Origin of the sequence: Nocardia gamkensis NBRC 108242 (genome assembly GCF_001612985.1) — a bacterium.
GTDB classification, from domain to species: Bacteria; Actinomycetota; Actinomycetes; order Mycobacteriales; family Mycobacteriaceae; genus Nocardia; species Nocardia gamkensis.
On sequence record NZ_BDBM01000003.1, the window covers coordinates 207,534 to 230,617 of the forward strand.

Below are 23,084 nucleotides of genomic sequence, written 5' to 3' on the forward strand. Positions count from 1 at the left end.
CGGCGACTGCATGGCCACTGCCCCGGACCGGCCGACTGCTACGCCGATACCTGCGCGGCCGATGCGTAGAGCGCCTCGATCTCGGCCTCGTACCGAGCTTCGATCGGTCGGCGGCGCAGTTTCAGCGTGTGGGTCAGCACGTCCGAACCCGGCTCCCAGAACGTGGGCAGGACTCGGAATTTCTTGATCTGCTCGGTGCGGCTCAATTTGGCGTTGCCGTTCTCGACCGACGACCGGACGAGCGCTTGCACCTGGTCGTCTTCGGCCAATACCGCGGGGTCGGCCGGGATTCCGCGCGCGGCGGCGTACTGGGCGGCCGCGTCCTGGTCCAAGACCACCAGCGCCACGTTGTAGGACCGGTCGTTGCCGATCGCGACGGCTTGACCGATCAGCGCGCTGCCCGCCTTGACCGCCTTCTCGATATTCGCCGGCGACATGTTCTTGCCATAGGCATTGATGATCAGTTCTTTCTTTCGATCGATGATCCGAACATAACCGTTGGGATCGATGGTTCCGATATCACCGGTATGCAACCAGCCATCGGCATCGATCGTCTCGCTGGTGAGGTCCGGACGGCCCAGGTACCCCTTCATGACGATCGGACCGCGGACCCACAGCTCGCCATCGTCGGCCGTTGTGATCTCGACCCCTGGTAGCGCCTTGCCTATGGTGCCGAGCCGCAACTCACCTTCCGGAGTCATCGTCGCGAAACAGCTCAACTCCGACATTCCCCAGACGTCGACGAGCGGCACGCCGATGGCATTGAAGAACACGATGAGGTCCTCGGGTGCTGGTGCAGCTCCGGTCTGTACGAACCGGGCCCGTGCCAGACCCAGCCTGGCTCGCATCGGCGCGAACACCTTCTCATCCAGCGCCTTGTACGTCTGCTCCTGCTCAGTGGTCACGCTAGCCGCTTGCTTGGCGCGCACGTAGTTCTCGCCCAGCATGATCGCGTTACGAATTCCCTGCCGCCGGCCCTCATCCGGCTCCGCTGAGATCATCGCTTCGATCCCGGCCCGCATCTTGGTCCACATCTGCGGTACCGCGCTGAACAGCGTGGGTTGCACCTCGACCAACGCGGGCAGGAGCTGTTGGCGGTCGGCGATGGTAGTGATCTCGACACCGACATAAGCGTTGAGATAGTGGCAGCCATATCGGTCGGCGATATGCGCCGATGGCAGGAACGAGACCACCGAGTCGCCGAACTTCGCCTGCATGATCCGATTGGTTGCGGTCAGCTCGGCGAGCATGTTCGCGTGTGTGATCTGCACGGCCTTGGGATCACCGGTGGTTCCGGAGGTATAGATGAGCGTGAGCACGTCGTCGGGGCGAACTGCTCGCCACGCTGCGTCGAAATCGAAGTCGGCCGGTTGCTCCGACTCGAGGAGCGCGAGGGCGGACGTGTTCGGCGGATTGCCATCGACACAGATCACGTGCTCGACGCTGCTGCCCCGCGCGGCGCGCCGCAGCACCGGGACGAATTGTGCTTCGCAAACAACGACACGCGGCTCGGCGCTGCTCAGCACGAACGCGATCTGGTCGGCCGACGAGGTGTTGTAGATCGAGAACGGGATGGCGCCGAGATGGTAGGCGGCCGTATCCACGAGATGGAATTCCGGTCGGTTGGTCATCATCAGGGCAACCGTGTCACCACGGCGCACACCCAGCGCAGCGAACCCACCGGCGATGGCACCAATCCTGGCGGCGTATTCGCGCCAGCTGATGCTGAGCTCTCCCCCTAGCGTGCGCACCGCGATCGCATCCGGGTCCTGCAACGCGCTTGCCTGGAAGGCTTCCACGAGTGTCTTGGGTGCGGGGCTATCCGACATGGTTTCTCCTGCTCCGCCGGCCGAGGCGGCCCGCCCCCAATCGAGCACACGGGCTAATTTCCCAAGTCATATTCATCGCGGCACGAGGTTGAACAGAGCGGTGTTGGGCGGCATGGCGAGTTCATGCGTGCCTACGCACCTCCATGCACTAGCGTCGAACGCCGCCAGCCACTCCTCGCGGGTCGGTATGTACGTATCCATCAGCTGGTGGGCCAGTTCGAAGCCGAGCGTGAACAGGGGCGGTCGGTCGGTCCACGGATTCGCTGTGCGATAAGTGTCCACAAGGTAGAAGTTGCGCGCTCGGGGCGCGAGTTCACGCAACCGATCCAGTGCGCCGATGCAATTCTGAAACGGCCAGAGGTCGTGGCCGGTCAGATAAGAAATGATGGTATCGGCATCGGCCAACCGCGGATCTGGGTCCAAACTACGTGCATCGCCCTGGAGAAGATCGATGCGGTCTGCAAGGCCGGCGTCCTGGACAGCTACTCGAGCGTCGGCTAACGCACCTGCGGATAATTCTATGCCAAGGCCCCGCCGTGTGCTGTCCAAGATCAGCAGGTCAATGAGTCGGGTAGCGCGACCACAGCCCAGATCAACAATATTGCGCGGATTCGCACGACCAACGATTCGGTGGAAGGCAGGATCGATGAACAGGCGCCCGATATCTGCGCAACCCTTCGCAATCGCGGACGGATCGCGCGCCAGGGCGGGTTCTTCGGACCAGCCACTTCTGGCAATTGTCGCGGCGTGCACGAACACTGAACTGCTGCCCTTGGTCGCCCAAAAGAATATTCCCTTTACCTGGTATATTTCCGCAAAGTTGGGACCGGCGGATATAGTCGTCGGGTCCATCGTGACAGTCACGATATCGCTGACCAGCAACGCACGGGCGATCTCTTCAACAATACCAGCATCGAGCGACTGTTGGCCGCAGAACTCGTCGAGTCCAACCGGGCCCTCACGGATGGCATCCAGCAGGCCTAGCTCCCAAGCGGCAGAGATTGCGTTCGCAGTCAAATAGGCATTGTAGAGGTTCGCACACACACCTGTACGAATATCTCCTATTGCATCGCTTTTCATAACCACATCTCCGATATCTCAGTTATCGAATCCGCTACTATTAGTCCGATCCCGGGCGTGGCTAGAATCGGAAATTCACTGTATCCAACAGTAGTTCACGTTCGAGTGAATTCGAATGCTCTATCGAGGCAAAATCATGTACCCGAGTTGTCGTGATCGGTGAACACGAACCGACCGACCAGCCCTACTCTCAGACCTACAGTAACCATAACGGCCAACCCAGGTCCGAGCCGCTGACAAGGCAATTTCCGACGACCGAGACATGCCGCGGCCGAAGCGCGAGGAGAAGGTGTGGGCCAGGATAGATGAGCCACCCGGGTGGCGGGTTGATCATAGGCCGGTGTCCGGTGATGCTCCTGGCGGTGGCTCGGAAGCCGGATGTCTTCGTCAGGGCAATGACCGCGGAGGAGGGTCGCGCGCTGGCGCAGATCGCTGGCCGGAGCAAGCAGCCGATCCGGATGCAGCGGGCGGATGGTGGCGATGGTCGACGCAGCATCAGCCGGCCGTGGCTGGTTCACCACCCACCGACCGCGCCGACTACGCGCCGATCTACCAGTGCACTCAGGGCGTCCGGCACGTGTTCGGTGCCTTGAACCTGCGTCACGGCGACAAGGTCGACGCGATCGACACCTACGTCGGCGGGCGCGGCCCGCACGCAAGGCCTCGTCCGCGACTTCGCCGTCGAATCCAAGATCCGACACCCGGACTACCTACCGAACGTTGCCTGACATGGCTTTAGACGTGTCATGGCGCCAGTTCTCGCCCAGCAACCATGGTTTCGCAGCGAACAGCTCAGTCGGCACGTCGTCGCGTGCCGCGCTACGACCGCTGACGATCCAACAATGCAACGAAACCATCGTGCCTCAACCCGCCAGCCAAGAGATTGATGCACAACGGTACAGCGGCATGTAGGAAGGATCGGTAGGGTCGAGGCCGGTAAGAGAGCGAATGCTGCGGAGTCGGTAATCCAGGGTTCTCGGGTGAATATCCAGTATTCTGGCTGTCTTGGCACGATTCCCGCCGTGCTCGATCCATCCCGCGAGAGTGTCGGCAAGCTTAGTTTTAGAGACAACTTCTTGCATCAAGTCCGCTGCTTTCCTGCGCATTCCCGGGTCGGCACTGAGAATTAGCCTGTCGAATAATAGGTGCCTTGTATCGTAACATCCGGGGGGATGCTTCAGGCGGAGTATAGTTGAAATCGTGTCCACGCAATCCTTCACTGCGTCAGGAATATCATTCATCGACACTGGTGACGCTAAAGCGGATGCCAGTGGGAAATTGCTTCCGTCGGCTACCTGCCGATGTAGTGCATCGGCCGCTGATTTGTCGATAGTGTTCGGTACAAGTAGTATCAGACGCTCTTCGGTCAGTGTCCATAGAATTCCGGCTCGTTCCAGTACATTCCCGACACGGCGTAAACTCAGCCCATTCCCGCGTATTGCATTGCTGTCATAAGGTGCGCAAACCAGGACGGTGTAGAAACGGCAGTCGGACATGCCTAAACTCGCCAAGATGGAGTCGGCTATGCCGCCTTGCGTCAGTGCTTGACCTGCTAGTTCATGCGGAGAACACATCTTTCCACTGGCTAGCAACGTCTCATGATACGAGGCGATCATCATGTGGTTGAAGCTCGGGACCGCTTTGCGTGAAAAAGCATTGAATTCTATGATACCGGCAACCAGATGGGTGTTACACTCCGAAAATATGTATTGCATTCCGCGCCTGATGCCGGCGCTCGGCGCTCTCAGCACTTCCGCGCTCGAGAATCCGGAGTTCGCGTACATGCCGGCGACCTCGCGTAATGGCGCAAGGTCACACTCTTCGAATTTTGCCCCTCGTTCGAATGTGGAAATGGCTCCAAAAAATATGGCGCGTAGACATTCGCCGCTGGCCTTGCGTAATTCCACTGGCAATAGTGCGTGCGACTCAACCTCTGCATCAGCGCCGGACAGAGATTGCTCGATAGTCGTAGTGCCATTCTTCGTCAAGAATGCGACTGTCTCGTCACGCACACTTTCGTTCGATCGACGTCGTTGCATCCGCACTCCATATTGCCATTCTGACCACTCCTTACGCCGATCATCTGCGATAGGAGTTGTTTGCTATCATCCAATGATGTGACAAATTACCGGCCGCATCGACGGGGCGCTGGCGAAAATTAGTCTAGCGAAGCAGTGCCCACATCCCAAAAGTGGAACTTACGTTTACCTCGATCGAACAAAGATGTAGCCGTACGATAGTGAGAACACACAGTACAAAGCGGTCGGTATTAACCTCGATCTTTCGCCGGGCTTTCGGTCCGGCGTGATCGGGTTCGGATTGGGTTTTTGCTGCCCACCGGCAGGGGGCGGGCAACCGGGGATGGCCCGGTCAGCGGGTTGGCTGCCGGGTTCCACGGGCCCGGAGTGATTCGTCCTTTCGTCTTGTGGGGGCGGTTGAGGCTGGTCAGCCGGGTTGCAGGCGACCGATCGTGGTGGTGGCCAGGTGGGTGTGCGGGGCGTGCCGTGGCAGGCGCAGCCAAACGCCTCGGGCGTGGCTGGTGATGGGGCTGGGAGTGAGAACAGCTGCAGGCGCAGGGTTTCCGGTTCCCAGCGGCGGGCAGGGTGGTCGTGCATGGCAAGAGCACTGGGGTACCGGTGGCATCTGCGCGAGCGCATGGCCCGGCTGGCGCAGCACTTGCGCACACGAGTCGATCCCGCATCGACGATGACGAGACCGAACAGGTTCTGCGGGCCGGTCTGGGGTGGTCTCCACAGGGTGGTCGTGTGCTCGATGAGCACCTCGCGGCTCATCCCGGCGCCTTCCACGCGCCCGATCCTGCGTTTCCCACCGTGTTCAACCGCGTCGCCCACAAGCTCGCCGACCGCGGCTATCACGTTGTACTCCTGCGTTGCGTCGGGGGCGGGAAGACGGCCCGCAAGTTCGACGGGTTCACTGCCGAAGGGCGGCTGTGCAAGTGGTGCTCGGATCGGGACCGTCGCGTGGTGTGCTGCCGCTGCGGTGAACCCGGTTTCCCGACCGCCACCCGGCCCGTAGGCCCGATCTGTCGCAGCTGCTACAACCACGATCCCGGCCGCAACGAACCCTGTGCGCGATGCGGCAAGCTGCGCCCGCCAGGTCCGGGTGCCGCGCGGGCCGGTCGCGGTCGCGTTCGGTGGTGATCGTAGTGCGCCGCCCACGCACGACCCCGTCGATCCCGGCCAGCCGCATCAGCCGCGCGACCTGGTCGCGGCCCAAGTTGTGGCCGGCGCGGCAGGCAGCGCGCCAGAGTTTGCGCATCCCGTACACGCGCCGGTTGGCCGTCCACAGGTCGAACCTTCGGCGTTCTCCACCGCCCAGGTGCGTTTGGGCCACTGCCGGGCCCAGGCCAGCAGCTTCCGATAGCCAGGGAAGCTGGCATCGATATGGATCGAGCCGGTCGGAGTTCGTCGCGGGGTCGACAGTGGTGGCGGTGTGGGTGGACTTGTGCGGATCGACGCCGATCAGCATCATCTCGGTTCCTCGTCTTTGCCGGGTGGGGAATCCCCGGCCGACATGTCGACTTCAAGAACCTCTCGCAGCAGCTTGTCGTCACACCTCTGTCGAGTCAGACCGTGAACGGAGACCGAGCAGGTGGACACATCACGGGCAAGTCAACCGCAAGGCGGCAGACGGTTCACGAGTCAACCGTCCCGGTCTCCTGCGGCACGCTACGGGGCAGCTGAGCCCGACGTCCAAATTGATGTGATGTCAGTGCACCTGGAGCAATGGCGGGTACCGCGGGGTGTTCTGGCTGAATCGGTGCGAGCTGTTTGTAAGGCTGTCCTTGGGCTGGCCGCACGTCTTCCTGCCCCTTGTTGGGCCATAGCGACGCCGCTCGCTCGGCCTGCGCCGCGATCGAAAGCGCGGGATTCACACCGAGATTCGCGGAAATGGCGGCACCGTCGGTGACGTAGAGGGTCGGGTAGTCGTACACCCGGTGGTACGGATCGATGACGCCGGTCTCGGCACTGTCGCCGATCACCGCACCGCCGAGGAAGTGTGCGGTCAGCGGGACGTTGAACAGCTCGCCCCAGCTGCCAACGGCGATGCCGCCGACTTTCTCGGCCATCCGCCGGGTCGCCTCGTTGCCGACCGGAATCCAGGTCGGGTTGGGCTCGCCGTGGCCCCGCTTCGAGGACATGATCCGGATGCCACCTGGCCCGCGCTTGGTGAACGTGGTGATCGAGTTGTCCAGGTGCTGCATCACCAGGGTGATCACCGTGCGCTCGCTCCACCGTTTCGGGATGAGCGTATTCAGCAGCAGAGCCGGCCGGGCGCGGCTCTGGCCCAGAAATTGGCGCCACCGCGGTACGTCAGTGCCCTGCGGGCCTGCGCCATCGGTCATCAGCGTCTGCAGCATGCCCATCGCGTTGGAGCCCTTGCCATACCGGACCGGTTCAATGTGGGTATCCGGCGTCGGGTGGATCGACGAGGTGATGGACACCCCGCGAGTGAGATCCAGATTTGTTGACACCGTGAGGGTTTGAGCGCCTACGATCGACTCGGAGTTGGTGCGGGTCAACATGCCCAGCCGCGCGGACACGTCACGGAGCCTCCCGGTGTCACGCATCTTGAACAGCAGCCGCTGGGTGTTGTACGTGCCCGCCGCGAGGATCAGGTACTTGGCGGTGAAGGTACGCTTGCCGCGCCGCATCCGACCGTTGGTGCGACGGGTGGCCACCTCCCACAGACCGTCGCCGCGCTGCTGGAAGCTGGTCACCGTGGTCAATGGAAGTACATGGGCCCCAGCGTGTTCGGCCAGAGCCAGGTAGTTCTTCACCAGGGTGTTCTTGGCGCCGTGCCGGCAGCCGGTCATGCACTCGCCGCATTCGATGCAGCCGGTACGCGCCGGGCCTGCACCACCGAAGTAGGGGTCCGGCACGGTCTTGCCCGGAGTCTTCTCGCCGTCGGGCCCGAAGAACACGCCGACCGGCGTCGCGACGAAGGTGTCGCCGCAGCCCATGTCGTCCGCGACCTCCTTGACGATCCGGTCGGCGTCGGTGAACGTCGGGTTCCTGACCACACCGAGCATGCGCTGTGCCTGCTCATAGTGCGGCATCAGTTCGGCTCGCCAGTCGGTGATGTTCTTCCACTGTGGGTCGTTGAAGAAGGGGTCCGGCGGAATGTACAGCGTGTTGGCGTAATTCAGGGAACCGCCGCCGACGCCGGCGCCGGCCAGGATCATCACGTTGCGCAGCAGGTGGATCCGCTGGATGCCGTACATGCCGAATTTGGGCGCCCATAAGAACCGTCGCAAGTCCCACGAGGTCTTGGCGAAGTCGGCGTCGGAATACCGCGGGCCGGCCTCCAAGACTCCGACCCGGTAACCTTTCTCGGTGAGCCGGAGGGCGCTGACGCTACCTCCGAATCCCGAACCGATAATGAGCACGTCATAGTCAGGCGTCATGGCGGCTTTCCTAACAATCAGTCGACGGTGGTGAGAATGGCGTGCGGCACGGCAGCAGCACGCAGGGCACGAGATCCTCCGCACTTGTCGGCGAGATGCCCGGGGGGTGGCCGCCCATACGCTGGCATTTAGGCCATACTCGGTGTCGTTGGCCCGCTCGACGACCTCGTCGACGCCTGCGACCGGGTAGACCGAGACGAGCGGTCCGAAGGTCTCGTCGCGGTAGCATTCGGCGTCGGCGGGAACGTCGGTGAGCACGGTCGGCTCGTAGAACAACGGGCCGAGGTCGGGGCGGACCTTGCCGCCGACGATCACGGTGGCACCCTTGGCCACGGCGTCGTCGACGTGACGAGCCACGGCTTTGACCTGCTCCTCCGATATGAGGCTACCCATCTCGATGCCGAATTCGTAGTCAGCACCGCTTTCCGGTGAACGCTTCTATCACCGGTCGGGTCGGACGAGTGACTGCGTCCGGGATGGCGATCAGGTCGGCGAGCCGCATGAACGTGGCGGTGGACGGAGCAGGCATATGTACCCCCTACGGGCTGGTGGGTTGGCTGTATGCCGAGCGGCTAGGGAATGGGGTGAGGGCGCCGGCCGGGACCAATTGGTTCGCACGGTTCCGGTCATTCCTCGGACTTCTGCCATAACCTTCGGCTGGGTGCGCGGCGCCGCGAGACGCGTGTCAGCCTTGGTGGGGTCCTTGGTTCATCTCGTAGGTGCCGGACAGCGCGGCGACACGCTGCCAGATGCGGTCGAACCGCTCCACGTCAGCGACGGGTCTGCCGATTGCTGCCAGAGTGAGCTGCTGCTGAGCCTCGGTGGTGGAGGGTTTGTCGTGCAATCCGACTGCCGCAGCGTTGAAGTCGCGGACCAGTACGTCGAAAATCTGGTCCACCAGGTCGGCGTCGACGCCGGCGATCTCGGCTTGTTCCAGGATCAGCTGCCCGTACACGACCAGCGTGAACAGTTCGGTCAGGGCGAGCCCGAAGTCGAGATCGCCCTGCTGGTCGGCATTCGGGGCGGCCTCGCTGAGCAAAGTGACCAGGGCTTCGGCCTGTGCAGTGAAGCGGGACACGTTCGGGATGGCGGCCGATGCGGCGTATACCGCGCGCCAGTCGTGGAACCGGACCGTCGCCAGTCCGCGGGCGGGTCCCTGGCGAAACAGGAACTCGTCGTCGGCGGCATCGAGCCGGGTCGGCACTGACGGATAGGGCTGGGGGTCGAACAGGTAGGCAGGCATGAATTTCGCGATCAGCGCCAGGTTCACCGCGACCGTGCCCTCGAGTTTAGGCAGCCCGTCGATGTCCATCTTCGCGAGCAGCAGATACTGGTCCTTCTCGAACCCCTTGGCGGCCACGACATCCGACAGCAGCCCGATCACCTTCTGCGCCTCGGTGGTCACTTTCATCTTGGTGATCGGGTTGAACAGCAGATACCGGCGGTCGCCGGGGTTTGCGGAGCGGAAGTAGTCCACCGCACGGTCGGCGAACAGCCGCATCCCGATGAGTCGGGCGTAGGCGTCGACGAACTCGCGGCGCACGTGCGGGAAGTCGGTGACGCGGTGCCCGTATAGAATCCGGTTGTGCGCGTGGGTGATCGTTTCGTACAGGGCGTGGGTCGCCGCGCCGATCCCACCGAAGCACAGGTTGAACTTGCCGATGTTGACCGTGTTCAGCGCCGCATTGAACGCATCCTGGCCGGTGTGCAGGATGTCCCGCGCGGTGACCGGGTAATCCTGCAGGGTGAACTCGGCGACGAATATCTGCGACGGGACGATGTTCTTGACCACGTGGAAGTTCGGGTGCCCGGAGTCAGCGTAGAAGAACACGTACTGTTCGGGGCCCTCGATTCCGGCCACGCGCCCGAACACCGACACGGTGCTGGCACAGTTGCCGTTGCCGATGTAGTACTTCGACCCACTCGCGCGAAACCCACCGGCACCGTCGGGGGTCAAGACCATGTCGGTGGAGTAGATGTCGGCGCCGTGTTCCTTCTCCGAGAGGCCGAACGCCGCGACACCGCCATCGGCAAGGGCGCGCGCCGCCCGGGCGCGAGCGGCGTCGTTGTCGCTCTGCCACACCGGGCCCAGCCCGAGCACGGTGACCTGCCACGGATACCAATAGTTGAAACCGTAGAAGCCCAGAATCTCCGAAAGCGCCGCCACCCGCGCGGTGTCCCACCGCTTGTCCGGATCGCCGGCGCCGTCCCGCGCCGGGGTCAGGAACTTCGCGAACAGGCCCTCCTTCGCGACGAACGTCAGAAAATCCGCGTAGAAGACCTTGCCGTGATAGTCCTGGATCAGCCGCTGCTTGCCGCGGTGTTCGAACCAGTCGATCGTCGCACGCAGCAGCCGCCGCGTCTGCGGATCGAAATGCTCCGGATCATACTTCACCGGATTGAGCAACAACTCGTCGCATGCTGACATCATCAGTGTGTCCTTTCACGTCGTAATCGAAACTCATGGAAACCTTTTCTTTCAGGACCGCGTTCGGTCGACCGAGGTCATCCGGTCGTCGGCGGGATCGAACCGATGGGTCTCGCGACGGTAGGCGGTCATCGTGCTTTCACTTTTGTCGCCTGTTCCGCACACGCCCAGCGACTTCTACCGCTGCGGGTATCAGGAGCGGAGACAGCACCAGCCCGAACAGCGGCGCGAGGATTTTCACCAGTTCGAGCACGAACGAACCCCCGGTTCCAGGGCCACCGCTGTCGGCCCGACCATACTGACGTAATCAACACGCACGATCACATGCTCCGAAGACGAAACTGATTGAACTGTCGTAAGCGCCTGTACCGACTGTCCGATCTCGTTGATGAACAACGTCGAAGTCGTGTCGGAATCTCGGACAATCCTTCCCAGCTGCGAATTTTCAAGGCAAGTAACTAGAAGATCTTGCGCAGTATTTGCAGCGTCCGCTCGCTGTACGGGGGATATATCAACTGCAGATCCGGATGGAAGGTCCTGCGCAACACCGCTTTCCGGTGACTGAGCGCTTCGAAGCCCCACTGGCCGTGGTACGCGCCCATACCACTGGCGCCGACACCGCCGAACGGCAACTGCGGCACCAGGCAGTGCATGGCGACATGGTTGATCACCGCACCGCCGGACGGGATCTCGTCCACCAGGCGCTCGCCCACCACCGTCGATTTCGTAAAGTAGTACCCCGCAAGCGGTTTCGGTCGCGAGTTCACGAACGAGATCGCACCGTCGAGGCTTTCGTACGACAGCACCGGCAGGATAGGTCCGAAGATCTCCTCCTGCATAACCGCATCAGCGGGATCCGGATCGACGATCACGGTCGGCTCGATCGACAACGACGCCTCGCTGACCCGTCCACCCAGCACGATCGTGCCACGCGTCTGCGCGAGATAGGCCACCAGTCGAGCGAATTGGCGCTCGTTGACGATCCGGCGGCCGTCTGCGTTGCCCTCCCGCTCGAACAGCTCGATCGCCGAGACAACCTTGTCCACCAGCCGATCCCGGATACGGTGATCGGCCAGCACGTAGTCGGGCGCGATGCACGTCTGCCCCGAGTTCCCGCACTTGATCCAGGCGATCCGGCGGGCCGCGACATCCAGGTCGGCGTCGGCGGTCACGATCACCGGGCTTTTACCGCCGAGTTCCAGGGTCACCGGTGTCAGCGTCGGCGCGGCCGCAGCCATGATCTTCTTTCCGATTTCGGTGCCGCCGGTGAACAGTACGTGGTCGAAACCCTGCGCCAGCAACTCTTGGGTGACCGGGGCGTCGCCCTCAACCACGACGACCGCCTCGGAGTCCAGATACTCCGGAACCAGCCGAGCCAGCAGGGCCGACGTGACCGGCGCCAGCTCGGACGGCTTGAGCACCGCGCAGTTGCCTGCGGCGAGTGCCGCCACCAGCGGCGAAAGAGTCAGGTAAACCGGATAATTCCACGCGCCGATGACCAGAACGACGCCGAGCGGCTCGTACTGCACCCAGGCCGAACCCGGACGCTGCACCAGCGGCAACGGCTGCCGACGCCGACGCATCCACCGGCGCAAGTGTTTCAGAGCGAACACGGCCTCACCCCTGGTTGTCGATATATCGCCGAACCAGGTTTCGGCCCTGCTGCGTCCGAGATCATCAGCCAGCGCGGCCGCGATCTGATCCTCCTGCTCATCCAGCAGCCGGATCACGTTCCGGAGTTGCTCCTCACGCCAAGCGCGGTCTCGAGTCCGGCCCGAGGCGAACTCGCGGCGAACCCGTATCACCACATCGGGGATGTCGGGCAAATTGGAGACCGCTGGTGCGGTAGTCGGTGTAGACATCTCATTACCTCTGAGAAGTTCCGTCGCGTCTCCGGCGACGGAATCAGGCCGTGTTCAAGTAGGAGTTCCGTGCCTGCGGCGCTGGCACGAAAGTGTTTGTCGTGCAAAGTGCGTCGTTGACCGGAATGAGTGAGGTCCCTCAGCTGTCGTAGTCGACTGCGACCGTTGGGGTGGTGGGATGGGATTGACAGGTCAGGATGAAACCGGCCTCGACCTCGGCTGTGGCGAGTGCGAAATTCTGCTCCATCGATACCGATCCTGCGGTGATTCTGGCTTTGCACGTGCCACACGCGCCGCCGAGACAGGCATACGGCGCATCGATGTTGTTCTTCAGCGCGGATTCGAGAACGGTCTCACCCGCGCCGAGTTCCACGGTGTGATCCGCGCCGGACAGGGTGATGGTCACTTCGGAGTTGCGGAAGTCATCGACGTGTGTGTGCCGGTTCGTGGCGCGGAACAGCTCGAGGTTTATCCGCTCGGTCGGCACCCCTACGGATGCGAGGTCATCGCGCATTATCGTGACGAGATCGTGCGGGCCGCACAGGAACCACCGGTCGATCGAAGTGAGGTCGCTGGCGAGCAGCCGCTGAACCATCGTCGAGTCGATACGGCCACGAAGAGAGACGGGGTGGCGCGCCTCGGCGGAGCGGATGTGGACGATGCGTAACCGGTCGGCATATCGAGATTCGAGCTCATCGAGTTCGGTGGCGAACATGGTCGACTCTGCGGTTCGGTTGCCGTAGAAGAGGGTGAAGCGGCTCTCGGTCTCGATGTCCATCGTGGTGCGCATGATCGACAGGATGGGCGTGATGCCGCTGCCTGCCGCTACCGCGACATAATCGCGCCGGGCGAGTGGATCGAGGGGTGCGCCGAAGCTACCCGTGGGTGTCATCAGCTCCAGGACGTCACCGGCTCGCAGCGTTTCGACCGCGAAACTCGAGAAAATCCCACCCGCGATGTGCCGCACCCCGATCGCCAGATCTCCCGAGGTGGCCGAGGTGCAGATCGAGTAGTTTCGCCGCACCTCCTGCCCACCGATGCGGTGTCGAACGGTCAGATGTTGGCCCGCCTGGAATTGGAACTGGTCGCGAAGGTAATCGGGAACGTCGAAAGTCACTTTGACGCTGTCGGGAGTCAGGGGCTCGACGCTTTTGACAGGGATCGGGTGGGTGCTGGCATGGCGAGCGGCGGAGGAACGCGGCATTCGGACCGGGAGCAGTGCGGCTAGTTTGCCGTTGAGGCGTTTCCACTCGCGGTACTGCGCGGCGTCGAGCTGCTGCCCGAAGACGGTGCTTACCGCCGAGTCGCGCTCGAGGTACGCCTCCTCATTGCGTCGCCAAGCCGCGACATAGCGGTAGAAGGGGATGGAGGGGTGCAAGTGGTGGACAAGATGGTAGTTCTGCGACAACAGCAGGGGAGTCAGGATCCACTCCGAGCCGACGCGGTTGCGGGTTGCGCGATAGCGGTTCTCGCGTTGCGTGTCCTCCAGGTCGTGATGGGGTAGCCAGTCGAACCACCACGCGAGCACGAACATCGCCACCCGCCCGGGAACCAGGTAGATCACCGCGAGCGTCCACAGATGTCCGGTGAGCGCGGCCGCCACGATGACCGTCAGGGAGAAGGTCATCAACGCCGCCGTTTCGAAAACCTCGGCGCGTGGTCGCCGGCGCAGGTTACGCACCAAGAAACCGATATATGGCAGGTCCATTGCCGGGAAGCGGATAGGCAGCTGCCACCAGGGCGCGGCGCTGACGAAGTGATCGGGATCGAACTCACCGTCATTGGTGTTGCGGTGGTGCTCGATATGGATGAACGCGAACGACTTGAATGAGATCAGAGGCGAGACGAAAAACATTGCCACGCGACCGAAGGCGACGTTCACCCAGCGACGGGAGCTGATCGAGTAATGCGAGGCGTCGTGCAACACGGTGAACAGGACGAAGATTGCCGCGGAGCTCGCGGCGATGGTGGCGATCGCAGGCAAAACGTCGGTGAGCGCGGCCCAGGTCGACGCGCCGAAAACCGCAAGAGCACCTGTGAAGATGCCGACTATCGGCCAGGACAGCGTAGGAACCCGCTCGCCCGGATCAGGCAAGGCGTGCTGCGAGGCGGCTGCTGGGGGTTGGGGGTCTCGAGTCGCCGTCGACATCGGACTCCTCCTTCGCGCTTCGGGATGAGATGCCTCACAACCTATAAACGGCCGCTATCGGTCAACAAGGCCATCTCAGCCCTCTCCGGTGTGCTGCAAGCACATTCCGACGCGCTTGGGCTCCGTCAGTGCGGCTAAGACTCGCGCAGCACCGAGGCCCCCAGCACGTCGCAGACGAGGAGGGCGGCATGCAGTTCGGCGATCTTGACGGTCGCTGGCCGGCCCCTGCGCTCTTCGGCACGACGCACCCTTTGCAGGACCGTGTTCCGGTGGATTCCCAACGTGCGTGCTGCGGTCGCCAGACTCCCCTGCGCGTCGAGCACAGCCAGGAGTGCGGCACGCTCGCCGCGCTCTTTCTCGCCGTCCCGTGCGAGTGCGCCGAGCTGAGCGGCGACGAAGGCCCTCGCCGCATCCAGGTCGCGCGAGATGGCATCCACCAGCGCGACATCGCTGAACTGGGTGATCGATGGCGCCCCGCGCCCGGACAGTTCGATGACCCGGCGTGTGCGGAGCGCCTCGAGGTGGGAGGTGCGGAAGCCGGCGGCTCCCGGATGGGGCGAGCCCACCGCGATGTGAACGTTTTCGCGTTCGCCGGACCAGGTCGCCATGCCCGTGAGCGAAGTCCTCGCCTCCCCCGTGATCGATGCCCATCCCCACACCACGAGTGGGCCGGCCGCCACGACGAGCGAGTGACCAGCCCCGAGAAACCTGCCAACCTTCCTGGCGAATCCCTCGAGGTCGACGCCGCGGTCGTCGACCCAGCACACGAAACCGATCTGCCGACCGGTGAGCCGGTGGCCGAGCACACGTTCGGCCCGAGCGATGTCGACACGTTCACCAGCGAGCAGTGCCCGCACGACATCGGCGCGCTCGGCTCGTGCCTGGTTCTGGCGTCGGTCGAGTTCAGCGACGTACTCAGCAGCCACCAGACTGGAGATGCGGTCGATGTATCGAAATCCGTACCGCTCGAGATCGATGAACGTCCTCAACGCGACAGCGGGATCGTCGATCCATTCGGTGAGCGATTCGGAAAGCTTTTCGGTGAAGTACTCATGACCCAACCGATAGAACCGCAGCATCACATCCACGCTGTGCCCCCGTGATGCCATTGCTCGCGCGTGTTCGAGCGCCGTTACCGGCGCCTCCGCAGCCGCGACATCAATCCCATGACGAACCATCGAAAGTACCGCTTCGAGATTCGACGAGCACGATCCCAACGTCAGGCCGCGAAGCTCGGCATCCCCACCGACCTCCGGTATCCGCTCGACCAAATACCTCAGCATGTCGTCAGCCAGGCTGGACACATTCGCCAGCAGAGACGCAGCGATATCCCTTCCGACCGCCGCACTGTGAGCCGGCTCTTGGGCGTTCATATCTGCACACTAACCTCGACCGACTGCTACAGCCGACCGTTCACGATCGACGCAGCAACGGAGCGTTTCCTCGCAGGAGCCAGTGCCGGCGTTGCGGTGACGGGGCGTCGACTGGATCGCATCAACGAGGTGGTGAGCCAAATCGAGACGCGCGGCGGTCGCACCGTCGGGATTTCTCTGGATGTCACCGACCACGACGCGACCGTGCACTGCATCGACCAGGTGACCGAGGCTCTCTGTCTACCAACGATCCTCGTCGATAACGCGGGAGTACCGGACGCCCAACGCGCACATCGCCGCTATACAAGGACCTGCACATGAGGTGATCCCTATCCCCTACCAACTCAGCGCCCCCTGACTCCCGACACCACGGCCGAGCTGGCCAGGAGGGGTGTGCCTTGATTGTGCCCACGAACGCTGGGTCGCCTCGAGGTGGCCTGTCAACGTCGGTCGAATCGTGACCCGGCTTGTTCGCTTGGGTTCAAGGGCGGTTTCGAGTCATCGTCGCAACACGTGAACGGATTTCATCCTGCCAGTTCAGACTCGAAGAGTTCTGCTGCGGTTCGCCACCCAAGGACTCTGCGCGGTCGGGTATTGATTCGATGCTCGGCCTGCCGGAGGTCTTCGACGCTGTGCAGGGACAGATCGGTGGTCTTCGGAAAGTACTGACGCAGGAGCCCGTTCGTGTTCTCGTTGGTGGCGCGCATCCATGGCGATCCGGGATGAGCGAAGTAGATTCCCTCTGCGAAGAGGTCGGCCAGTAGATCATGGCGGGCCATCTCGGAGCCTTGGTCCCAGGTCAAGGTCAGTCTGGCTTGCGCGGGGACTGTGGTCAGCATTCCGAGAGCTGCGGCTGCGAAGGCTTCTGCGTTGCGTCCGTCGGGTAGGTGGACCAGCCGCACGAATCGGCTGCGGCGATCGACCAACGTGGCGATGGCCGAGCCGTTCCGGGCGCCGACGATGAGATCGCCTTCCCAGTCGCCGATGCGGGTGCGTTGATCGACGATGGTGGGGCGGGCCTCGATCAGGTTCGACGGGGTGATGAAACGAACCGACCGGACCTCTGCGCGGCGACGCCTGCGTCGCAGGGAGCGCCGAGTCCGCACACGCTTGGTCAAAGCCCTGGACAACCCGGACTTTTCGGCGTTGTAGAGAGCTTGGTAGATCGTTTCGTGGCTGACATGCCAGCCCGGCTGCGCCGGGTATTCGCGGCGCAGCCAGACGCTGATCTGCTGGGGGCTCCAGTCCAGTTCCAGCTTGGCCTGGACGACGGCCCGCAACTGAGGATCGGTCAGCAGCCGGCCCGGGCGGCGCCGGCGAGCACGGTGGGCGGCCCTGGCGTGCGCGAGGTCGGCGTCGTAACGGCCGCGGTCGTGACCGTAGGTGTTGCGGCGTACTTCGCGGCTGACCGTTGAAGCGGCCCTGCCGAGCCGGCGCGCGACCTCACGGATCGAGAGTCCACGTTCTCGCAGAGTGGCGATGCGTTGACGTTCGAGCAAGCTCAGGTACCGGTCCGAGCGAACCTCGCCGGAGATCCGCGAGGGAGGTAGTCCGCCGTTCTCCTGCCACCACCGGTAACCGGTTTTGCGACCGATCCCGACGCGCTTCGCTGCCTCGACCGGACCGACACCGGAAAGGATCAACTCCCAGTACTGCGCCTCCAACACCAATCGTCGCTTCGCGCCACGCGTCCTAACCACTCGCACACCCATCTTCTAGCAGGAGTGTTGCGACAAGATCTTGAACCCAAGCGGAACCAGAGGGTCAGTATTCAGCCGGACGCGACAACCCTACCGATCACAGGACATCCGCCCTGCTCCTGCCACCGGCACACCGAGTGCCAACGTCTCCTGAAGTAGGTGACAACCGGCACGACTTCTGTTGCCTGCGAACACGCAGGGTGGCGCGAAGCAACAAAGGTGCGCTTCAATAGATGTCAGGAGAATCAGCAGAAAGGTCACGAAAAAGAGGTGGCTCCATGCTGTTTCATACCCGTATCGCGGTAGCTGGTGGTTCGTACCCGGTATCCGCCTCCACCGTTCCGAGACAAGTCGCGTGCACGGTTGAGCCATTTCCCGCGGTCCAAACCTCTCACCAGCAACTCCAGGCAGACCACACCGACGAGCCGGATCCCTGAAGTCTCCGGCTACCGAGCTACAACCCCACCGCACTTCTACAGACGCTACTTTCCACTGACCGAGCATGCGTTCGATGCACCCATGCGCCGCAATCATCGCTCACGGCACCAAATCAACCATGGCCCTCACCCCGCCGCAGCGTGGTACAACTCGCGATGCTCCGCCCACGGACGCGACCGCTCCTCCGGACTCATCGCCAACAACTCCCGCAACTTCCCCCACGCCACCTCATCGACCGGCGTATACACCTGCATCCACGCATGCGGCACCGACGGCAACGACATACTCGTCAAAAACATCTCCAACTCCCCCACCGCCAAATTCCGCACCGCCTTCGTCCGACTCACCGGCACCGCCACATCATTCAACGCCCACAACGACGCGAAACTCTCACTCTCCGCACACAACTCCGCAATGAACCCCTCCCACTGCGGATCCCCCAGGTTCTTCGCATACGCACCCCGCAGATACCCCACCATCCGGCGCAAATCATCCCAATTATGCCGGTAGGCGTTGCAGCACTCCGGAGTCAGAAACACCCGCCGCGCCACATTCCGCTCCCCCGCCACAAACCCCGGACACAACGCCTCATACGAAGAGTTGTGCGCCAACACGTCATACCTGGCACTCAACACCACCCCCGGCAACGGCTCCAAATGATCCAAAATAACCTGCAACTCCTCCGGCAACGCCGACCCCGAAGACACCGAAGGCACCGTCGGCACATCCGCCAACCGATACAAATGCGCCTTCTCCGCCGCATCCAACGACAACGTCCGCGCCACCGCATTCAACACCTGAACACTCACATTGATGCTGCGGCCCTGCTCGAGCCACGTGTACCACGTGATCCCTATCCCGGCCAATTGAGCGACTTCTTCCCGGCGGAGGCCCGGGGTACGTCTGCGCGGTCCAGGCGGTAGTCCTACGTCTTCGGGCGAGATCCGGGCTCGACGGGACTTCAGGAAAGCCCCGAGTTCGGCACGCCGGGCCTTGCGGACCGCCTGGACGTCGACAACATCGGTCATCCTGAGATCCTCCCGTACCGTGCCACAGGTATCCAGGTGCTGGTAATACCAGTTTCGGAGGCGGGCCGGGCGGCGATGTTCGGTTCGATTTCGCTGGGTACGCCTGTGGAGTGGTGCGGCGGAGTGAGGTGCTCGAAGGCGTCACGGCGTTCCTGGCCACGGCGGTTGCCGGGCTGCTGCTGGTCGTGCCGCTCAGCTTCGGGCGAACCTGCCGTTGTACGCCTTACCAGGTGAACCGGCTGGTCCTCAGCGTGCCGCGGGAGGCGGCGATCGGGGTGTTGGTCGCTGCGGTCACGGCGGTGGTCGCGGTCAGCCTGGCCCGGCCGCGCACCGCGTGGTGGATCGCGCTGGCGGGGACGCTGCTGCTGTTCATCACGCACACCCTCGAAGCGCACAGCTCCTCGCCCGACATCCTGACGACCACCGCATACCTCGACGCGATCAGCAGCGGGATCCTGCTCGGCGCGACGGGCGTGGCGGTGCTCGGCCGCCGCGTACCGGGGATGGGGTTCGTCGTGGGCGGCGCCGGGTCCTTCGTGGTCATCACGCTCTCGCAGGCGTCGGGACTGCTGGGCAATCCGCACCGGGCGACGTCCGAACCGCGCGTGTGGTCGGTGTTCGGAACGCAGCCGCTCTGGCTGCTCCCGGCGGTCGCCGTGCTCATCCTGGCGTGCCAGCTGGTCACCCGGCAGCGGTTCACGCCGGAACCCATCTACCCGGAATTGCCACTCAGCCCCGTCGTCGCCGCGATCGTGCTGGTGATGACCGAATTGGCCGTCGCGGAGTGGCGCTTCCGCCACGGCGACGGCAGCATCGGGCTCATCGTGACGGCGGTGTGCACCGTGCTGGCCACGACCGTCGCCGCGTGGCTGCTGCCGCGCCGGGACGGGATCACGATCTTTCTCGCGGTCGCGCTCAGCGCCACCGGCAGCGCGGTGGGCAGCGGGCCGCGCCCGGCATGGAGCGTGCCGGTGCTGCTCGGTCTGATCCTGCTGGGCTACCTCGGCGGAATCCGATGGTCGAACCCGCTGGCCGGCGCCGGATTGCTCGCCGCTGTCGCGTTGCTGGCCGCCGTTGCTCCGGCCGGTGGCATGCGCAACCTCGCCACGGCCGTGCTGGCCGTCGTCGCGGGGTACTGCTGCGCTTACATCCAACCCCGAACAGCGGGCAGCATCCTGGCGATCGCCATCCTGTGGCGGCCGTCGACCGTGGCGCCCATTCGCACCGAATCATTCGACTGGACGATGGTCTCGCCGCACCATCTCGGCGACCGGGGCCCCATCACCGTGGTCTCGGGTTCGGCATGGGCCGGGTTCGCCATCGTGGTCGGCTGCGGGATCGGACTCGTACTCCGTGCTTTCCCCAAAGGCAAAGCGGCTGCGGATCTTCGCGTTCCGGCCGCCGAGGCGGGAGATACCGCCGCTGTAGCGGGGCGGGATGCCGAGAACATCGGCGACTCGCCATGAGCGCGTGCAATGGAGTTCTAAACCGTCGGAGCGATCGAGGCTTGGTGTGGAACCGCTCGACCGAACGGCATCTGGGGAATCGGGGGTGCGGGCGGGGTGAATCGCAGAATCTCGGGAAAACCCCGAAATCCACCGGGAATGGGGACTTCTACCGGGACATCGGGTGCGCCGCGAAGGGATGGCTGCGCGATGGCGGGCGCGGCGGCGAGTACTGCGGTGGCGGCGACAACCCCGGCTGTCATGACCTGCCACGAACGATGTGACGGGCGTCGAACAGGTCGAACATCGGCTTCGAACGCCATGCTGCGGTCCTCCGATCTACGTCGGTAGGCCCGGTACGATCCATCCGATGCCACGGGGATGTCACCGAGCCTCGAATTGATTCGAAACACCACGGTGCTTGGGTCCACTGGATCCGGGACTCATGCTCCCGCACTCGATCGAAGGGCGCGCCTCGGACACTCCCGAACCAAGTAACGAAACAATAACGCGGCGCGGGCAGAAGCGGCCGGTCGTGAGCCGGCCGCCTGCGGTGTCCGTCAGGCTTTGACCTGCGCCGACGAGCGAGCCGGGTTGGCTTGGCCGGCTGCCTTGGGGTCGCGTTCGTCCTGTTTCGCGCGCACCCCGGCCTCGACCCGGTCGCCGAGGTTCTTGTCGACATTGCGCCAGTACTCGAAGGCGCGTTCCAGCACCGGTGCGGTGACACCGTTCAGCAGGTGCCCGACGATGTTGTCGACCAGCCGCTGGCGCGCCGCGTCGTCGAGCACGTCGCGGACCAAGGTTCCGGCCTGACCCCAATCGTCGTCGTCCCGGTGCAGCGTGTAGGCCGAGCGCACGAGGTCGCCGTCGGTGTGCCAGGTCGCCGGCGGACCCGCCGCCGCGGGGTCGGCATGCGGGCCGCCTTTGGAATTCGGCACGTAGACCGGGTCGCCGGGGTTGTGGTGGCGCAGCGCGCCATCCTTGCTGTACGACCGGACAGTGGTGGCGTGCGGTGTATTGACCGGCAACTCCTTGTAGTTGACGCCGATGCGGTACCGGTGCGCGTCGGGGTAGGAGAACCAGCGTGCCATCAGCATCTTGTCCGGGCTCGGGCCGGTGCCCGGCACCGAATTGCTCGGCTCGAATGCCGCCTGTTCGATCTCGGTGTGGTAATCCGCCGGATTGCGGTCGAGGGTCATCTTGCCGACGTCGATCAGCGGATAGTCACCGTGCGGCCACACCTTGGTGAGATCGAAGGGGTTGAACCGGTAGTCGCGCGCCTCGTCGAACGGCATGATCTGCATCTTCAGCGTCCAGCTCGGGAAATCGCCGCCTTCGATCGATTCCCACAGGTCGCGGGTGTGATAGTCGGTGTCCATCGCCGCCATCTGATCACCTTCGTCCTGGGTGAAGAACTCGATGCCTTGATCGGACTTGAAGTGGTACTTGACCCAGAAGCGTTCGCCCGAGGCGTTCACCCACATATAGGTGTGGCTGGAGTAACCGTTCATGTGCCGCCACGTGCGCGGGATGCCGCGATCGCCCATCAGCCAGGTCACCTGGTGCGCGGATTCCGGCGACAGCGTCCAGAAGTCCCATTGCATGTCGTGGTCGCGCAGATTGTTGTCGGCGCGGCGCTTCTGGGAACGGATGAAGTCCTGGAACTTCATCGGATCGCGAACGAAGAAGATCGGCGTGTTGTTGGCGACCATGTCGAAGTTGCCCTGCTCGGTATAGAACTTCAGGGCGAACCCGCGCGGATCCCGCCAGGTGTCGGGGCTGCCACGCTCACCGGCGACGGTGGAGAAGCGGGCCAGCATCTCCGTCTTCTTCCCTGGCTGGAACACCTCGGCCATGGTGTAGGCGCTCACGTCGTTGGTGACCTCGAAGACGCCGAACGCACCGCCGCCCTTCGCGTGCGGCTGGCGTTCGGGCACGCGTTCCCGATTGAACGCCGCCATCTTCTCGATCAGATACCAGTCCTGCAGCAGGATCGGTCCATCCGGCCCGACGGTCAGCGAGTGTTCGTCGCTGGGAACCGGGATACCGGCGTCGTCGGTGGTGTGGTTCGGAACAGACATCTCTCTCCTCTCCTACGAGCCGCGGGCGGAGGGCCGGCGACGGAACCGTCGGGACGAGGGGCGCGAGATCGCGATACCCGGCTGCGAAGTGGCTGCGGCGGTTCGGCCGAAGTTCTCCGATCGGCGTTACAACCGACCTGCCTGCCGAGGAGCGCGGCCACGACGGGGCCGAATGCCGACCCCATCCCGTCGGTCCTGTCGATCGACTTCCCAGGGGTCCGCTGCTCAAACCGCTGCCGACCG

Annotated in this window: 13 protein-coding genes and 2 pseudogenes; 2 read left to right on the forward strand and 13 right to left on the reverse strand. The window is 63.7% G+C overall.

Features of this window, described 5'->3' with window-relative positions; genetic code table 11:
• Positions 1–38: 38 nt before the first annotated feature.
• The 10 genes and pseudogenes from NG1_RS02545 to NG1_RS02580 form a co-directional block, all read right to left on the reverse strand.
• Positions 39–1,829 (reverse strand): AMP-dependent synthetase/ligase, encoded by a 1,791-nt coding sequence (locus NG1_RS02545; RefSeq protein WP_062967554.1) that lies wholly within the window; start codon positions 1,827–1,829, stop codon positions 39–41.
• Positions 1,830–1,901: 72 nt separating this feature from the next.
• The gene (locus NG1_RS36315; RefSeq protein WP_063910240.1) at positions 1,902–2,909 is read right to left on the reverse strand and encodes an SAM-dependent methyltransferase; all 1,008 of its coding nucleotides are present in this window, start codon (positions 2,907–2,909) and stop codon (positions 1,902–1,904) included.
• A gap of 863 nt (positions 2,910–3,772) precedes the next feature.
• The gene (locus NG1_RS35160; RefSeq protein WP_157113826.1) at positions 3,773–4,948 is read right to left on the reverse strand and encodes a PucR family transcriptional regulator; all 1,176 of its coding nucleotides are present in this window, start codon (positions 4,946–4,948) and stop codon (positions 3,773–3,775) included.
• 1,075 nt (positions 4,949–6,023) lie between these two features.
• A pseudogene (locus NG1_RS38050) lies at positions 6,024–6,215 on the reverse strand (IS3 family transposase); the annotation flags it as partial.
• Between the two features lie 8 nt (positions 6,216–6,223).
• A pseudogene (locus NG1_RS39200) lies at positions 6,224–6,401 on the reverse strand (IS110 family RNA-guided transposase); the annotation flags it as partial.
• A 163-nt stretch (positions 6,402–6,564) separates the two neighbouring features.
• Positions 6,565–8,736 (reverse strand): aldehyde dehydrogenase family protein, encoded by a 2,172-nt coding sequence (locus NG1_RS02560; RefSeq protein WP_281218046.1) that lies wholly within the window; start codon positions 8,734–8,736, stop codon positions 6,565–6,567.
• A gap of 286 nt (positions 8,737–9,022) precedes the next feature.
• Positions 9,023–10,765, reverse strand: a complete 1,743-nt coding sequence (locus tag NG1_RS02565; RefSeq protein ID WP_062967763.1) for an acyl-CoA dehydrogenase family protein — start codon at positions 10,763–10,765, stop codon at positions 9,023–9,025.
• 458 nt (positions 10,766–11,223) lie between these two features.
• Positions 11,224–12,627: an aldehyde dehydrogenase family protein gene (locus NG1_RS02570; RefSeq protein ID WP_062967560.1), complete on the reverse strand. Its 1,404-nt coding sequence runs from the start codon at positions 12,625–12,627 to the stop codon at positions 11,224–11,226.
• A 139-nt stretch (positions 12,628–12,766) separates the two neighbouring features.
• On the reverse strand, positions 12,767–14,776 hold the full coding sequence (locus NG1_RS02575) for a fatty acid desaturase (RefSeq protein WP_062967562.1): 2,010 nt from the start codon (positions 14,774–14,776) through the stop codon (positions 12,767–12,769).
• Between the two features lie 134 nt (positions 14,777–14,910).
• Positions 14,911–16,059 carry a PucR family transcriptional regulator gene (locus NG1_RS02580; protein ID WP_501193572.1) on the reverse strand — a complete coding sequence of 383 codons (1,149 nt, stop codon included), beginning with the start codon at positions 16,057–16,059 and terminating at the stop codon, positions 14,911–14,913.
• Between NG1_RS02580 and NG1_RS38055 the strand changes: the two genes are divergently transcribed.
• Positions 15,943–16,470 (forward strand): SDR family NAD(P)-dependent oxidoreductase, encoded by a 528-nt coding sequence (locus tag NG1_RS38055; protein WP_157113827.1) that lies wholly within the window; start codon positions 15,943–15,945, stop codon positions 16,468–16,470. The genes NG1_RS02580 and NG1_RS38055 overlap by 117 nt on opposite strands.
• A gap of 203 nt (positions 16,471–16,673) precedes the next feature.
• Here NG1_RS38055 and NG1_RS02585 read toward each other — a convergent pair whose 3' ends face one another.
• Positions 16,674–17,849 (reverse strand): IS30 family transposase, encoded by a 1,176-nt coding sequence (locus NG1_RS02585; RefSeq protein ID WP_210749888.1) that lies wholly within the window; start codon positions 17,847–17,849, stop codon positions 16,674–16,676.
• Positions 17,850–18,412: 563 nt separating this feature from the next.
• Positions 18,413–19,315: a helix-turn-helix transcriptional regulator gene (locus NG1_RS02590; protein ID WP_062967568.1), complete on the reverse strand. Its 903-nt coding sequence runs from the start codon at positions 19,313–19,315 to the stop codon at positions 18,413–18,415.
• Positions 19,316–19,428: 113 nt separating this feature from the next.
• On the opposite strand from NG1_RS02590, the gene NG1_RS02595 reads away from it, so the two are divergent.
• The gene (locus tag NG1_RS02595; RefSeq protein ID WP_218018931.1) at positions 19,429–20,781 is read left to right on the forward strand and encodes a hypothetical protein; all 1,353 of its coding nucleotides are present in this window, start codon (positions 19,429–19,431) and stop codon (positions 20,779–20,781) included.
• Positions 20,782–21,320: 539 nt separating this feature from the next.
• Here the strand turns inward: NG1_RS02595 and NG1_RS02600 are convergent.
• Positions 21,321–22,841, reverse strand: coding sequence for a catalase (locus NG1_RS02600; RefSeq protein WP_062967572.1), 1,521 nt, complete (start codon positions 22,839–22,841; stop codon positions 21,321–21,323).
• Between the last annotated feature and the right edge of the window lie 243 nt (positions 22,842–23,084).

What these genes read in the sequence shown, in the direction of transcription:
- NG1_RS38055 (WP_157113827.1), top strand. Translation starts at nt 15,943, where the DNA reads ATGACGAACCATCGAAAGTACCGCTTCGAGATTCGACGAGCACGATCC.
- NG1_RS02545 (WP_062967554.1), bottom strand. Translation starts at nt 1,829, where the DNA reads ATGTCGGATAGCCCCGCACCCAAGACACTCGTGGAAGCCTTCCAGGCA.
- NG1_RS02575 (WP_062967562.1), bottom strand. Translation starts at nt 14,776, where the DNA reads ATGTCGACGGCGACTCGAGACCCCCAACCCCCAGCAGCCGCCTCGCAG.
- NG1_RS36315 (WP_063910240.1), bottom strand. Translation starts at nt 2,909, where the DNA reads ATGAAAAGCGATGCAATAGGAGATATTCGTACAGGTGTGTGTGCGAAC.
- NG1_RS02570 (WP_062967560.1), bottom strand. Translation starts at nt 12,627, where the DNA reads ATGTCTACACCGACTACCGCACCAGCGGTCTCCAATTTGCCCGACATC.
- NG1_RS02580 (WP_501193572.1), bottom strand. Translation starts at nt 16,059, where the DNA reads ATGCTGAGGTATTTGGTCGAGCGGATACCGGAGGTCGGTGGGGATGCC.
- NG1_RS02590 (WP_062967568.1), bottom strand. Translation starts at nt 19,315, where the DNA reads ATGACCGATGTTGTCGACGTCCAGGCGGTCCGCAAGGCCCGGCGTGCC.
- NG1_RS35160 (WP_157113826.1), bottom strand. Translation starts at nt 4,948, where the DNA reads ATGCAACGACGTCGATCGAACGAAAGTGTGCGTGACGAGACAGTCGCA.
- NG1_RS02565 (WP_062967763.1), bottom strand. Translation starts at nt 10,765, where the DNA reads ATGTCAGCATGCGACGAGTTGTTGCTCAATCCGGTGAAGTATGATCCG.
- NG1_RS02600 (WP_062967572.1), bottom strand. Translation starts at nt 22,841, where the DNA reads ATGTCTGTTCCGAACCACACCACCGACGACGCCGGTATCCCGGTTCCC.